This is a genomic window from Chitinivorax sp. B (genome assembly GCF_005503445.1).
GTDB lineage: Bacteria > Pseudomonadota > Gammaproteobacteria > Burkholderiales > SCOH01 > Chitinivorax.
Genome location: NZ_SCOH01000017.1, coordinates 72,978 through 88,005, shown reverse-complemented (window position 1 = coordinate 88,005; position 15,028 = coordinate 72,978). Strand labels below are relative to the sequence as shown.

Here is a 15,028-nt window from a genome sequence, read left to right as displayed (position 1 = left end):
GGGAAAGCATGGATTCACGCCATCCATTCCGGTCCACCCTGGCAATGCCAGTTTTCATTCCCAGCCTGATGCTGATTTGCGGGATGCTGATCTGGTCCATTGCATCACCCGGTACTGCTGAACAGTTCTTTGGTCACGCACAGCAGATCATCACAACTCAGTTCGGTTGGTTTTACACCCTGGCAGTCGCCGCCTTCTTGATTGGCCTGCTGGGCATCGCTGTCAGTCGCTTTGGTGATATCAAACTGGGGCCAGACGATGCACAACCAGCATTCAGTCTGACATCGTGGCTGGCCATGCTGTTTGCTGCCGGCATGGGCATCGGATTGATGTACTTCGGGGTAGCCGAACCGTTACAGCACTATCTGTCGCCCCCCGTCTCTACGGCAACACCTGCTGAAGCGGCCCAGGTCGCCCTGCAGACCACCTTTCATCATTGGGGTCTGCATGCCTGGGCCATTTATGGACTGGTGGGATTGGTGCTTGCCTACTTCGGGTTTCGTTATCAGTTACCACTGACCTTGCGTTCTGGCCTTTACCCGCTACTGGGCGACCGAATTCATGGTCCAATCGGACACGCTGTCGATGTCTTCGCACTGGTCTGCACCGTATTTGGCATTGCAACGACGCTGGGCTATGGCGTCCTGCAGCTATCAGCCGGATTGGGTGACCTGACAGGCTGGGATACCACTTCACTTCCCTTTCAAATCGGCCTGATTGCAGTAGTCATGATGCTGGCTGGTTTTTCTGCAGCAACTGGGCTGGACAAAGGTGTACGCCGCCTGAGTGAGCTGAACCTGATGCTGGCAATCACGCTGCTCCTGTTTGTCCTATGTGCCGGCCCGACTCGCCATCTACTTGGTGCCTTCAGCGACAATATCGGTCAATATGTTTCTGGCATGGTCACGTTGACGTTTCGCACCTTCAGTTATGGCGGTCCCGATCAGCAAAGCTGGTTTGGTGGATGGACCCTGCTATATTGGGCTTGGTGGGTCTCATGGTCGCCATTTGTCGGCCTGTTCATCGCCCGCATTTCGCGTGGTCGCACCATTCGTGAGTTCATTGTCGGGGTCCTGATCGTGCCCACCTTGTTCAACCTGCTCTGGATGACGGTATTCGGCAACAGTGCCATCTGGCTGGACATGCATCAGGCAGCCGGCTCATTGACTGCAGCGGCCGGCAATGTGGATGCGTTACTGTTCCGCCTTCTTGATTACCTGCCATTCCCCAATGCCAGTTCTGGCATAGCGATCTTGCTGATCGCCACCTTTTTCATTACTTCTGCCGATTCCGGCGCTATGGTGGTGGATAGCATTGCCAGCCGTGGCGCACCCGATTCACCCATTTGGCAACGCCTGTTCTGGGCAGCCCTGCTGGGGGTAACTGCCGCGGTGCTGCTGGCTACCGGTGGGCTGAAAGCGCTGCAAGCAATGACCTTGATCAGTGCATTGCCTTTCGCGGCCATCATGTTGTTGCTAGGTTACGGATTGTTGCGCGGCTTGCAGGCTGACCGGTTGCATCAACGACAGCCGCTCGCACCAGCCACCACCTTCTGGACAGGTCAACACTGGCGCATGCGCTTGGCTCAATTGCTGCACCAATCATCAGCGACCGAAATCCAGGCGTTTATTTCTGACGAAGTCAGACCAGCGTTGCTGGCAGTGGTCGCAGAACTAGCCGCAGGCGGGGTGGAGGCCAGTGTAATTCATGAGCCAGACGGCAAGATTCAGTTGCGGGTACAACAACAAGCACTACGAGATTTCGTTTACGGCGTGAAATGCGTGGCAAATGCAGTTCCTGCATTTGTGCTGTCTGCCACCAATCTACCGGGGGATTCACAGCCATTGCAGTACCTACCGCAAACCTTCTTCGCCGATGGCCGGGAAGGCTACGACATCCGCTTTCTGCGGCGGCAAGAGATTATTGCCGATGTGCTGAAACAATATGAACGATACCTGAGTCTGTTGTATCGGGAACACGGACAATTGCTGAGTCGGGCGCCTTCACACAGCTAATCCCCCAGTGCCCGGTCAATCCAGACCGGGTGTCCATTTCACCACGGCACCCATCACCGGTACGAGCAATCATTGATATCCAGCCGACCTATCAAGATAGTGTTACTAAGCTGGGTTGGCGCCTGCTTTGGCAACCTGCGCATCTTGTGCACCAGTCCCGCCTGACACACCGATCGCACCGATCACCTTGCCATCAGACAGGATGGGGATGCCACCTTCCAGCGGTGTGATGCCGGGTGCACGCAACAACCGCCAACCGTCGCCACCAGCAGCAATGTTGTCTTGAAAGGACTTGGTTGGTCGCCGAAACAGGGCTGCCGTACGTGCTTTTTCGATGGAAAGCTCGATACTCCCGATCTGGGTATCCTGCATCCGGACAAAATGCACCAGGTGCCCACCGGTATCAACTATGGCAATCGCCATCTTCCAATTGTTTTTCCTGGCCTCTTCAATTGATGCTGCCACCACGCTTTGTGCATGGTCAGTACTGATTGCCACACCGTAGGTGGGCTGTGCCGGCACCGCCGGCGATTGCGCATGGCAAACAAGGTTTGTCAGCGACAGAGATAAGACTGGGATCATCAATCTTGCGGCATATCGACGAGACATCGTGGCGATCTCCTGAAAAGTGACTCACACCAGTCCGGTATTCACGCCTCATGCCCGGTGATCTGCAATAGAGGTCGATGCGGCCGATCACACAACATGCAGACGCTGAATTAGGTGACATACTGGAACGGAACACGATACATCCTCGTCATCAGTATTGTCAGAAAAAGAATCGCCCGCCAAACCAGACATGATGACAACCCCACGCCATCGCGCACCCTGATCAACATGGAATAGGCTGCCAGCCCGGAAATTCATCCAATTCATCAGTGGCGGCGAAAAACACACCATAATCGAATACCGGTGCCGGCACTGCCCCGCAGACATCCAATCGTTCCACCCTACGTCCATCAGTCAAGGTATTCGGCTTCCAGGCAACGATCCAACTGTCGGACCCTGTTCGCCCAAGGACAATGCCAGCATTCGCGCTGCGATCCAGTACCGCCCAACGAGCTGCAGCTGCTGCCATCAGGCGCTCATTGAGCGTGCCGTCCAGTTGTGTGACATAAGGCGATTGTGCCAACCAGCGGGCTACCCACAGGTAGTAATGCCAGCCCATACTCAATGAATGTGTCGCAGCCCAAGCCAGAAATGGCTCAAAAATCTCCATTCCTTCCGGGTCCGCAATATCGAGCAGTTCCGGGCAGACATCGAATAACGTGTGCCAGTAATGACGCAAACTGATATCGACCCGCACGAAAGCCCGACTATCAACTGGAAACATCGTCCTGGCTGATGGATCAATCAGGTAGTCCAACAGTTCGCGGTCAGTGATGGCGCGATCAGGTAAGGCAGTGATACTGGGGTAGATCATGTTCAAACCTTGTCCGATGCGGCATAACATGTGCGAAGTGTTATCAGATCCTGCAGAATACTGTCGTACTCGATGTTTTCATCACGTTCATAGGTGAGTGTCGCACCGGGCTTGTCCATCAAATGCCGATACAGACGCAGGCTATCCAGCGTATCGTCAGCCAGTTGTCCATCATGCGAATCCACCGTGACACGCTGGTCGACAAATGCCGTGTTGTAACTCGATACGTGAAAATGGCGGGCATGTCGCATCACACGAACCCAGTCGCTGATCGGCGGACCGGCATTACGTTGTGCGCAGATCGCATTCGATACGTCGAACAAGGTACCAGCGTCAGTGTCGTTCATCAGGCGCTCGAAAAAAGCCGGGGCATCGTGACTGCCATCAACAATTGACGGATAGTTTTCAAAGTGCACCACACAGCCCAAGGCTGCCTGCCATTGCATCACCCGTGATCGGACATGCTCGTATTCGGTAAGATATTCAATTTCACCGATGTGAAACAGCACCCTGCCCTGATGTGAGAAATATGCAATATGATCAGATACATACATAGGCCTGAGCACTTGGATATAAGGCTGCAGACGACTGGCCAGATCATGCAGAAATGCCTCGTCGGCCTCCAGAAACCGCGAAAACATGATGTGGAATGCAACAGGTGCATCAAACGCGCGGGCAATGTCTTCTGGTGGCACATGCAAAAAGTTGTCGATCAGTAGCTCGACGTAGTCGATAGCCCCTTCCCGCACCAATTGCTGCACCATGGCGGTGGTTTCGCCCAGCGTAAAGTTAAAACCGATCTGCATGATAAGGCGTAGCTCACATGATTAAGGTAAGAAGGCAGAAAACCGACCTGCATTAATGCCATATGCAGGCCGGCCGATGCGACAGATTACTGCTTGACGCGGCAAGCGCTGGCGCAACGGGCGCCCACGCGACCTTGTACGGTGATTTCCTGTCTACGAACAATAACGATTTTCATGATGTGCCCCTCGTTGAAAAGTTGATAAAACAGCTGATTTCCTGAAACGAGACATGAATGGTTGAACTACCTCCGTTTCGGCTTAGGGTGAACACCGGAATCCGGCCGATTGGCCGGCGCTTGATGTGCGGCGTGCCGTAAAAAACGCGGGTCCGTCAGGCTTTCCAAAAAAGCAATCAGGTCGGCAATTTCTGACTCGGTTATCTGAAAGCCTTGAATGAACTGGCTACGCAACGGGCTGGCGGCACCGGTTCCACCACCGGCACGCCCGTTGACAGCATAGTGCTGGCGAATCACTTCCTTCAGGGTAGGAATCGATCCGTCATGCATATAAGGTGCCGTGACGGCGACATTTCGTAGACTTGGCGTACGGAACTTCCCTTCATCCGCAGCTTGCTGGGTAAATTCGCGCAAGCCTTGATGCCCTGGGGGATACGCCCCTTTGCCATCTTGGTTGTACAAACCGGTGTTGTGAAATCCCCGCTCTCCCAAGGGCTGCATACGGTGAATCTGGTTGTCGGTGAAATTCATGCCACCATGACAGTGATAGCACTCCAGCCGTTCGCCAAAGAACAATTGCTCACCGCGCTTGGCAGACGTCGAGATCGCCTGATTTTGCTTGCCATAACGGTAACGATCATAAGGTGAATCAAATGACAACAAGGTGCGCTCAAATGCTGCAATGGCACGGGTGATTGTGCGCAACGAGATATCACCTTTCAATTCCGGAAATGCTTGCCGGAATAGCCGTGGATAATCGATATCCGCCTTCAATCGCTCGAACAGCAACTGCTCCTTGCCCGACATACCCATTTCTACCGGATGCTCACCAAACAATGGCGTCAGTATCTGCTGTTCCAGCGTGGTGACATTGGGATTGGCCCAAGTCAGTGTTGGCAGGTAGGCGACATTGGCCAGTGGCATGGCATTGCGCTTGCCAGCTTCGCCAGTACTGCCAACTGCCAATGCCAAGCCATCGCCAAATCCATGGGCAGGCAAATGGCAGCTAGCACAGGCCTGGGTTTGATTGGCTGACAGACGCTTGTCGTAAAACAGTGCACGACCAAGCGCGACTTTGGCCTCACTCATCGGATTATCAGCTGGTATCACAGGCCTGGGTGCCCAGTCAGGCAGTGGCCAGCGATAAGTTGATGGCACAGACAAACCTGCCTGTGCCATCACCTGCGTCATACAAAAGGCCAAACAGGCCACCAGCGCGATGAATCGAGAGGAAGACCGCATCACGGCTTCACCACGCCAAATACTCGTTGCGAATTCCCTCCCGTCAACCCCAAGGCGGACAACACCCCGTCGCAGTCCGGATCATCTGGTGCTGACATGCAACCTGGTGCCGTATTAGGCGTTGGGGATGCCAAACGAGTGTGCGCAATAAGTGTAGACAGGTCGATACGGACCCGGTCGGTAGCCAGGTCAAAGTCCGGCAAATCCACCTGGACCCTGTTCGGTTGCCGGCAACGCGTTGCCGGCTGGTGATTACTGGACGACTGGCAACCCGTACTACCCAGATGAATTGGGAAGCCGCTGACCTGCCCATTCTGCAAAACGTCCAGTTCCAGTTTCATGAAGCGGTAGCCGCCTTGCCAGCTCCAGAACAATGCGGTCTGGTTCAACGGGGAGGGTGCCAACGTGGCATCCTGGTGATTGAATCTGGCCGGCACACCCAGCATAAAGCGCAATCCTCGATAGCGACCGGGTTGAATCCGGCCGGTGATTACCCGATGCTGTTCAGACGATCCATTTGCACAACTCACCTGACCATCTTCAAAATCCAGCAACACGGTATCACGATATTGCCAGCGCCCATCCTGCTCCAATCTCAGTGGCACAGCCCTCCCCTCTACATCCACCAATTCGATGGCGGACACGAACAGGCGCAGATCGGCAAACCTCACGGTCACACCATCCGCACCTTGCAATGGATAAGAGGCACCACACATCACTGGCTGACCTGCCAGTTGTGGCTCAACTTGTAGTGTGATGAGCTGCGTACGGGCTGCGTCAGCCGTACCACTGATGCCCCAGCCCAACATCACGCAGCCTACTAAATTCAAGCATTTTCTCTGTGCCATGTTCATTCACCGGAAAATCCAACCTGCCGCCAACTTCCAGGCTCGCCCCGCCTCAATGGTCCGTGCACTAGGGTTATCGGTCTGGTACACCACGTAGCGCTTGTCTCCCAGGTTGGTACCGCCCAGCGACAGCGCCAAGCCATCCAGCTTGATTGGGGTCCATTGCAACCATAAATCCTGCGTGCTGTATCCAACAGTTCGCCGTGCTTCAATGCTGTCGTAGGATTGCGCCGCAACCCAACGTGCTCGCCAGTGAACTTTCCATTCGCCTTGCTGCCATCCGATATTCGCCACCAATTTGTCTGGCGGTGCAAACAGGTGTGCCCGTGTCTGACGATCTCTTACCCGCAGGCGGCTGTAGCCCAGATCAACCTGCCAGGGCGCCCAACGCCAGGAAAGTGCTGCCTCGATACCCGTTCGCTCTGTCCGTGTCTGATTCTGATACTGGAACACCAGTCCTTCTCCATCAAACGGAAAGCGGCGGCTATAGCTATCTACCACGGTATTGCTGATCAAGTCCCGGGTTCTGGAATGGAACATGCTGGCTCGCAGCATCAGCCGATCCCCCGCCTGCAACCAATCTCTCCCCCAGTGGTTGATACCCAGCTCCAGGCTACGGTCGATTTCCGGTTTCAAGGCCAGGTTGGGCGCAAAATTGAACAAGCAGTTGTCACAACGCAGGTTCATATGGGTTTCGCTGAGAGACGGGGTACGATAAGCCTCTGCCAGGCTGCCCCAGGCTTGCCATTGCGGCGCAAGCTGGTATGAGAGGGTCATTTTGGGTGAGACATGTTGATGTTGAAGCCAACTGCCGGCTTCAGTCTTTGTGCGATATCGATCCAACCGTAAGCCGGTCAGCATCGACCATCGCGAATCAGGCTGCCATGCACCTTGAACATAGGCCCCGATCACGGCCTGCTCCCCCTTGGGAATGACCGGATTGTCCTGCCCGCCAAACGCCGCCTCCTGTCGATCACGAAACCCGTCTAGGCCAAAACTCAGCCGAGGCTGCCACTGTGTCGGCTTCAATACATATTGTAGATTGACGCCTTCTGTTTGGGTAAGGCTGTTGCTGGCAGGTAAAAACTGCTCAGGATTCGCATCAGCACGGGTTTCAAGCATAGTGCGGTAAAGTTGTGCCGTGATCACCGGGTCACCCTGAGCATCTTTTTGCACCCAAGCCAAGCCGGTTTGGGTCTGATCGATGTGATTGTGCTGTACTGGCACTAAACCCGGGTTACCAAGCGCCATATCGGCTTGCGGATTATTGGGACGGGTTGACTGTTCTTGGTAACGCCGGTGGTTGATCGAAATATGCCCGTCCGGTATCAGTTCATAGCCCGTGCGGATCACACCTTGACCCGCATGCCCGGTATTTGGCGACAAACGGGTCCCACCACCCTGACGGATCTCACCCCAATCACGCCGACTGATACCAGCCAGCAGATCCAATCCGTTGCGATAGCCATAGCCCCTTGCCCGCGTCACCTGACTGGCATCAGCCTGATCCCATTGCTGCTGTATTTCGCCCCCCCATGATTGACCTTTACCTAGTAACTCGCGTGCGGTCATGGTTCGCAATGAGATGACACCCCCCAGACCACCGCTGCCATACAGCGCGGAACCTGACCCACGCAACACTTCGGCATCGGCCAGCAACCAAGGATCAATCAGCACCGGTGTAGTGAGTCCTGCAGCCTCATTCATGCGGGCTCCATCGACCAGTATGGTGATCTGCTTGCCCGTAAAACCACGCAAAGATGGCAGGCGGCCCGCAACGCGGGGACCGCCGCCCACAGCCACACCCGGTATATCTTGCAACACGTCACCAATGGACTGGGCCTGACGTGTGGCCAAGTCATCCTCGTCCAGTCGACTGATTGCCGCTGGCGTGGTGTAAAGCAGTGTACGGGTACGCGTGGCCGTCACCACCATGGCTTCTGATTCTTCAGAACGATGCTGAGTAGACGCGGCCCAAGCCTGGGTCGCAACTACCATGCCGATCAGGCAAGCAATCTGTCGACGGTGACTGCCATCGGCTTCCCGTGCCAAACCTGTATCGGGACAGCAGAAACGGTAATGCATCTTCAATCCATTCATACACAGTGCATTGCATGCTGGCAGCAGACCACCTTGATGACCGGATGACGGTTACATCAAAAGCAATGGCGCACGGCAGCACGCAGGCCAACATGCAATCAACAATAACAAGTTGCGTGGGAAATCAGACAGTCAGGAAAGGGGGGGCACGGGGTTGTACCGCAACCCAGGCATGCAAAGTGGTATGCGCGGAGAGAAAACGATCAGGTACCAGTGAGGTAAAAGGCATCACAGGTAGCGACAGGGAGGCTGCAGGGGGCAAATCAGCCTGATCAGTATGCAGATTACAATAGGGACAATGCTTGATGTGATGATCACTAGGTAGCGAAGATGGGCTATCAACCAACGCCCCAGCCGTATTGATCCATTTCATGCCATTGGCGGTGCAGACTTCTACCCAGCCCGATTCAGCGGATGGGGTTTTCATTGCATAGGAAATTGTCGGTACCAACGCTCCCATCAGCACAGCCAGAATGGCCAGCCAGGAAATAAAACGATGGAATCGGTGATTGATCTGCATGGTGTCTATTCTACAATTGCACTTGCTATTTAGGAAGTAGGTACGTCAATTAAATATAAGCACAATTACTATGCCCCAGTCATTTGAAACGAATCATTCAACCTGCTGGCAAAGATCAGGTGTAATCCGCCACAGTACTTGCGCCGATGTATTCTCACCCTATCCAGCCATTCAATTGACAGACATCATTTTGACTGAACCGAACACAGGTCTTGACAATTAATCCCACCTTGCCCGCATAAATTACTTACCCATTCAATATTTAATTAAATACGGATATTGAACTATCAATTTCATTGAAAACAAAAATGGCAGGTCCGCAGTGCGGACCTGCCATTTTGTGACGTATCGACTGGTTGATCAAATCACCTTCAATTGGGCCATCATGCCTGCATTTTCATGCTCCAGAATATGACAATGAAACATACGCAACCCCTTGAACGACTGTACCAGTTTGATACGTACGATCTCACCCGCCCGCAGGTTGACGGTATCGTACCAAGCACGATAAGCCGGCCGTGTCGTTTTTCCTTCAAACACACTTTCCACCACCTGAAACTGTGTGCCGTGGATATGGAATGGATGATCCATGTCCGCCTGGTTGACAATTTCCCACAATTCTATCTGATTGATGCGACTGATCAGATCAACCCGGGACATATCGTAGCGGCGTCCATTCAGCAGAAACTTCATATCGTGGCGACCGTCAGCCATCGACATCTCCTCCGAAAAGACCACGCGCTTTTTGGCACGATGCCTTCCCAGCGGCTCAATACGTCGCAACACCGTTGGCAGTGGTGCCAGCGTTGTTGCTTTGACCGCACCAAAATCCACCGTCAGCAAACGCTGGGGCTGGTCTGGCTGAACACTCCCCATCTTACCCCGCGCATAGACCGCCGCCGTCAGATCAATCAGACCTGGCTGCTCACCCACCTCCACAATCAGCTCCACCCGTTGAGCGGGTGCCACCAACCATTCAGTGAGGTTAGGTATGGGGTGCTCCAGCAACCCACCATCCGTTCCGACCAACGCAAATCGCATCCCTGGCAAAGTCAGGCGTAAATAGCGAGCATTGCTGGCATTCCAGATACGCCAACGCTCTCGCCCACCTTGGTGGAAGCGCAATATCGGCTGGTGCTGTCCATTGACCAACACAAACTGCCCTTCACGACCGTTCATCTCATCATTGGTATCATTTGGCGCTATCTGGCCATCTTTGGCCAGCTTCAGATCAGATACCAGCAACAACCGCTCCGGAATATCCGCCAGCGGATCCTCCTTGGTACGGACAATGAAGACCCCGGCCATGCCACGGAATACTTGTTCTGGCGTGGTGCCATGTGGGTGCGGATGATACCAGTACGTACCGGCACTGCCTTTGGGCAAGGTAAAACGATACCAACGTTGCTCGCCAGGTGGTACTGCATCTTGCGGATTGCCGTCATGCTCGGGTGGTACTGGCAGGCCGTGCCAATGAATGGTAGTTGCTTGCGGTAACCGGTTTTCCAGCAAAATCTCGACCGTGTCACCCTCAAACACATCGATTAATGGACCTGGCAGATTGCCGTTATAGGTCCAACATTGGGTTTCGGTGCCTGTCATCACTTTATGTTTGGTCGGTGCCGCAACTAGGGTAGCCCGGAAAAGAGCATCCTGTTTGGTTGTATTGGCCAGCCGTGGCAAATCTGCCAACAAGGCGCCTTTGGGTAAAGCCGTGATATCGGCCAATTCGGTTGCAGCTTGAGACATGCTTGCATGCATGCCATGTGCCATGTCACCCGACACAGCCCTTGCCCACGGCGCAACAAAACCCATGGTAGCCAAACCACCCAACGAGGTGAGAAAACGACGTCTTTTCATCATCAATCATCCTGAATCTGTTCAATCATGCGTATCAACAAGCCGCCCAAACTCAGTGTAGCTGCTTATTGGAGCACTTCATTCATCACAAATCTGATACGGCAACATCGCCATCAACGATGTACCAATCCACTACAATCAGAACGAAGGGGGACGAAAAGGCCGAAACAGCACCCCATCCGGGGCAAATAGTATTGAGAGAAAGGCCAAAGGCGCCACCATACCCAAGATAGGTAACGGACTGACCGAGTCATCCGAGGCTACCTGTTGGCACCAATTACATTGATCGCAAGTGGTCAGTTTGGTGGCTTGTTGATCTTGGCAGTGCGTGCCATGCTCAGCCTCCACATTATCAGGCTGAGCCATACCAATGGACTGGCACATGCCAAATGACCCCGCAGCAGCAGTGCTGACAGGCAGGCTGATCGCCAGCCAGATGATCATGATCCATTGATGGTAACGCATGATGGCAAATGTATCACATGGCCACCAGATAAAGTGCCAATTCACAACTCCGCATCACTAAGTGCGAACGGTTTTCTGACCGATGACACAACAAGTGCCATCCTTTCCAACCGACGTGCTGATTAATTTCAGTTATCACGGACGTGCCAACCATCTAGCGATTTGCCAAACGTTGAATCGCCAAAACGCCCTGTTCCATCTGTGCTCTGGCAGGTGGATTGGCCGAATGAACGTGAATCACCGGCGGTTTCAATCCATGCATGGCTACTTCATTTTCCAACCAGATCACGACATCGTATCCCGTACCTCGCGTATCATCACCCAAGTCATGATCGAGACTGATTTCCTCAACCTCACCGGTCTGAAGCAGCGCAATCGCCTCGTCGGGCCAGAATACACGCACCCAACCTTCCGGCGTTGCACGCTCATCATCTAGAAAGACTTTCATCTTCATGTCACCCCAGCATGGTTTGATAGTCATCGAGTGCCGATGTACTGACCATCCGCACACGCACGTCCAGCCCGTATATTCAATATGGCACGGGTGTAATCAACAACGAAATCATCTTAAGAATCCATTCAACATCTGCTTGTAAATACTTGATTGAGGCGCATGTGCTGATCAACACACCCCCTACTAAGCGCCGCTAACAAAACCCAGCGAAGTGGTTCTGGTTAGGTGTGCAAACAGAAGCAGTACGGAAAGTACGACGAGTTTGCACAACAACACCAGAAGGGTTTTGTTGCGGCTCTAAGGGCTTGCCACCAACATCATGAACAAACCCAAAAGAGCAGTGTTTGATACTCAATAAGATCCAGTCCCAATAAGGCTTCAACGGCATTGACTGTATTAATAAACAGCCATAAAATACTGAATAACATTTGCGCATCCAATCCACGATGCCAACAACCATGGTGTTGCGAGTCCGTCGCACCACAATACACCAGCACAACCAAGTATGACATCCATCAAGCTACCTCTTGAATGGATTAAGCCGTGGCTGGCAATCATCTCGCTGACCCAGCAAGCCATGCCGACGATGATTCAAATCATGTTAAGCCAATTTTGAATGCGAGGAGATCCCATGTCCGCAATCACCCCATTTGCCAACGAAACTGATAGCCTGCAGATTGGTGAACTGATCTTTGAAAACCGGACTGACAGACTGGAATGCTATGGCAGCATCGTTATCACTCGTGACCAAGTCGGCTTGCAGTTGGCACGGGCATTGAAGCAACAGCTGGATGCAACCGTATTGGCACTGGAAGCTGAGACATTGCCAACACAATTGATCACCGCTGCGGTGGAACGAATGAACCAACCTTATTTTAGGTAAACTGAAGTTGCTCAAGTTCAGGGCAAGGACAAATATAAAAAGGGGTTAGCACAAAGCTAACCCCTTTTTATATTTTGGTGGGCCCTCCGGGACTCGAACCCGGGACCAAAGGATTATGAGTCCTCTGCTCTAACCGACTGAGCTAAAGGCCCGAAAGCCCGCTATTATAGCAGCTTTCTGGACAAATCCAAGCTGGATGCGCCCTAAGACCTTTATTGCGAGCTTTCGTTGTTATCCAGAAAGCTCTTCAACCGCTCGGAACGTGTCGGATGGCGCAGCTTACGCAATGCCTTGGCCTCAATCTGACGAATACGCTCACGGGTCACATCGAACTGCTTGCCGACTTCCTCCAGCGTATGGTCGGTATTCATCTCAATACCAAAACGCATGCGCAGTACCTTAGCCTCACGCGGAGTCAACGTATCCAGCACCTCCTTGGTAGCCTCACGCAAGCCAGCATAGACAGCCGCATCACTTGGCGCCAACGTCACTGCATCCTCAATGAAATCACCCAGATGAGAATCATCATCGTCACCGATCGGTGTTTCCATTGAAATCGGCTCTTTCGAGATCTTCATGATCTTGCGGATCTTTTCTTCCGGCATTTCCATCTTGGTCGCCAGCAAAGCCGGATCGGGCTCAAGGCCTGTTTCCTGCAAAATCTGGCGCGAGATACGATTCATCTTGTTGATTGTCTCGATCATGTGCACTGGAATCCGGATAGTGCGCGCCTGATCGGCAATCGAACGCGTAATAGCCTGGCGAATCCACCACGTAGCGTAAGTCGAGAACTTATAGCCACGACGGTATTCAAACTTGTCCACTGCCTTCATCAAGCCAATATTGCCTTCTTGAATCAGATCCAGGAACTGCAAACCACGGTTGGTATATTTCTTGGCAATCGAAATCACCAAACGCAAGTTGGCCTCGATCATTTCACGCTTGGCACGCCGGGCACGGGCTTCGCCCGTCGACATCTGACGATTGATCTCTTTCAACTCCTTGATCGGGATCATTGCCTGATCCTGAATCACCGACAATCGCTTCTGTGCTTCAAAAATTGCATGCTTCTGGCGGTCAATGGCTTCACTGTAAGGCTTGGCGAGACCAATCTGATCCAGCACCCAATCATGATCTACTTCATGGCTGGGGAAGCTCTTGATGAACAACTCGCGCGGCATGCCTGCGCGATTCACACAGATCTCCATGATCTCACGTTCGTAACTGCGGATCTCTTCAACCTGCTTGCGCAATGCATCACACATTGCTTCGATTTGCTTGACCGTGAAACGGATGTTCAGCAACTCAGCGGAAATGGCTTCCTGCACCTCAGCATATTGCTTACTGCCCGGCCCTGACTTCTGCAGTGCCTTGATCATCTTTTCATACAATGGACGAATAATGGCGAACTTCGCCAGCATGTCAGCCTTGAGCAATTCAAGGTTGGCGCTCATGGCACCGCCACCACCACCTTCTTCGTCCTCTTCTTCCTCTTCCGCCGCAGCCAACTCTTCTTCGTCACTCGGCTCTTTGAATTCTGCTTCTTCTGCCTCAACTGCATTCGGGTCGACGATACCATCAATGAATTCATCGACACGCAACTCGTCTTTTTCGACAGCATCGGCCAAGCGCAGCATCTCGGCGATCGTCATCGGACATGCCGAGATCGCCTGGATCATGTGCTTGAGGCCTTCTTCAATGCGCTTGGCGATTTCGATTTCGCCCTCACGGGTCAGCAGTTCAACGGTACCCATTTCACGCATGTACATCCGTACCGGGTCAGTCGTGCGACCAAACTCGGAATCAACCGTGGATAGCGCCGCTTCAGCCTCCTCCACGGCGTCGTCGTCTGCAACAGCCGGGGTTGCGTCAGACATCAGCAATTGCTCGGCATCCGGTGCTTCGTCATACACCTGTATGCCCATGTCGGCGATCATGCTGATGATGCCTTCAATCTGTTCGGCATCCAGCATGTCTTCCGGCAAATGGTCGTTGATTTCGGCAAAGGTCAGGTAACCACGCTCTTTGCCGAGCACAATCAACGTCTTGAGGCGAGCACGACGTGCCTCGGCGTCGGCCGGCGACATGGCGCGACCACTGGGGGCGCTCTCCTTCTCGGGCTGAGGGATGTCAGGCTTGTCGAATTCTTGATCTGCCGCCATAGGTTCCGTTCCTGATTTTCAAACTGAAAAAGCTGTTGATTATATCCAAGTTATAGACCGAATTGTTAGTTAAT

At 53.2% G+C, this 15,028-nt stretch carries 14 protein-coding genes and 1 tRNA gene; 2 read left to right on the top strand and 13 right to left on the bottom strand.

Annotated elements, in window-relative coordinates; all coding sequences use genetic code 11:
- Positions 1 to 8 precede the first annotated feature (8 nt).
- Positions 9 to 2,015 carry a BCCT family transporter gene (locus tag FFS57_RS12355; protein ID WP_137938101.1) on the top strand — a complete coding sequence of 669 codons (2,007 nt, stop codon included), beginning with the start codon at positions 9 to 11 and terminating at the stop codon, positions 2,013 to 2,015.
- A 105-nt stretch (positions 2,016 to 2,120) separates the two neighbouring features.
- Here FFS57_RS12355 and FFS57_RS12350 read toward each other — a convergent pair whose 3' ends face one another.
- The 11 genes from FFS57_RS12350 to FFS57_RS12300 form a co-directional block, all read right to left on the bottom strand.
- Positions 2,121 to 2,624 (bottom strand): GlcG/HbpS family heme-binding protein, encoded by a 504-nt coding sequence (locus tag FFS57_RS12350; RefSeq protein ID WP_137938100.1) that lies wholly within the window; start codon positions 2,622 to 2,624, stop codon positions 2,121 to 2,123.
- Between the two features lie 223 nt (positions 2,625 to 2,847).
- A complete protein-coding gene (gene mbnC, locus FFS57_RS12345) occupies positions 2,848 to 3,438 on the bottom strand; it encodes a methanobactin biosynthesis protein MbnC (protein ID WP_171013892.1) in 591 nt (196 codons plus the stop codon).
- A 2-nt stretch (positions 3,439 to 3,440) separates the two neighbouring features.
- Positions 3,441 to 4,244 (bottom strand): methanobactin biosynthesis protein MbnB, encoded by an 804-nt coding sequence (gene mbnB / locus FFS57_RS12340; protein ID WP_137938098.1) that lies wholly within the window; start codon positions 4,242 to 4,244, stop codon positions 3,441 to 3,443.
- 86 nt (positions 4,245 to 4,330) lie between these two features.
- Complete coding sequence (gene mbnA, locus FFS57_RS12335) at positions 4,331 to 4,420, bottom strand: methanobactin (protein ID WP_137938097.1); 90 nt, start codon at positions 4,418 to 4,420, stop codon at positions 4,331 to 4,333.
- A gap of 66 nt (positions 4,421 to 4,486) precedes the next feature.
- Positions 4,487 to 5,662: a methanobactin export MATE transporter MbnM gene (locus tag FFS57_RS12330; RefSeq protein ID WP_137938096.1), complete on the bottom strand. Its 1,176-nt coding sequence runs from the start codon at positions 5,660 to 5,662 to the stop codon at positions 4,487 to 4,489.
- A complete protein-coding gene (locus tag FFS57_RS12325) occupies positions 5,662 to 6,510 on the bottom strand; it encodes an MbnP family copper-binding protein (RefSeq protein ID WP_171013890.1) in 849 nt (282 codons plus the stop codon). Before FFS57_RS12325 ends, FFS57_RS12330 begins: the two co-directional genes overlap by 1 nt.
- A 6-nt stretch (positions 6,511 to 6,516) precedes the next feature.
- Positions 6,517 to 8,595 carry a TonB-dependent receptor domain-containing protein gene (locus FFS57_RS12320; RefSeq protein ID WP_171013888.1) on the bottom strand — a complete coding sequence of 693 codons (2,079 nt, stop codon included), beginning with the start codon at positions 8,593 to 8,595 and terminating at the stop codon, positions 6,517 to 6,519.
- Between the two features lie 139 nt (positions 8,596 to 8,734).
- Entirely contained in the window at positions 8,735 to 9,130 is a 396-nt protein-coding gene (locus tag FFS57_RS12315; RefSeq protein ID WP_137938093.1) for a DUF2946 domain-containing protein, read from the bottom strand.
- A 360-nt stretch (positions 9,131 to 9,490) separates the two neighbouring features.
- Positions 9,491 to 10,990 (bottom strand): multicopper oxidase family protein, encoded by a 1,500-nt coding sequence (locus FFS57_RS12310; RefSeq protein ID WP_137938116.1) that lies wholly within the window; start codon positions 10,988 to 10,990, stop codon positions 9,491 to 9,493.
- A gap of 138 nt (positions 10,991 to 11,128) precedes the next feature.
- Positions 11,129 to 11,434, bottom strand: coding sequence for a hypothetical protein (locus tag FFS57_RS12305; protein WP_137938092.1), 306 nt, complete (start codon positions 11,432 to 11,434; stop codon positions 11,129 to 11,131).
- 175 nt (positions 11,435 to 11,609) lie between these two features.
- Entirely contained in the window at positions 11,610 to 11,903 is a 294-nt protein-coding gene (locus tag FFS57_RS12300) for a cyclic-phosphate processing receiver domain-containing protein (RefSeq protein ID WP_137938115.1), read from the bottom strand.
- Between the two features lie 637 nt (positions 11,904 to 12,540).
- Here FFS57_RS12300 and FFS57_RS12295 point away from each other — a divergent pair.
- Complete coding sequence (locus FFS57_RS12295) at positions 12,541 to 12,792, top strand: hypothetical protein (RefSeq protein WP_137938091.1); 252 nt, start codon at positions 12,541 to 12,543, stop codon at positions 12,790 to 12,792.
- 75 nt (positions 12,793 to 12,867) lie between these two features.
- Here the strand turns inward: FFS57_RS12295 and FFS57_RS12290 are convergent.
- Positions 12,868 to 12,944, bottom strand: a tRNA-Ile gene (locus FFS57_RS12290).
- A 60-nt stretch (positions 12,945 to 13,004) separates the two neighbouring features.
- Complete coding sequence (rpoD, locus tag FFS57_RS12285; protein ID WP_137938090.1) at positions 13,005 to 14,954, bottom strand: RNA polymerase sigma factor RpoD; 1,950 nt, start codon at positions 14,952 to 14,954, stop codon at positions 13,005 to 13,007.
- Between the last annotated feature and the right edge of the window lie 74 nt (positions 14,955 to 15,028).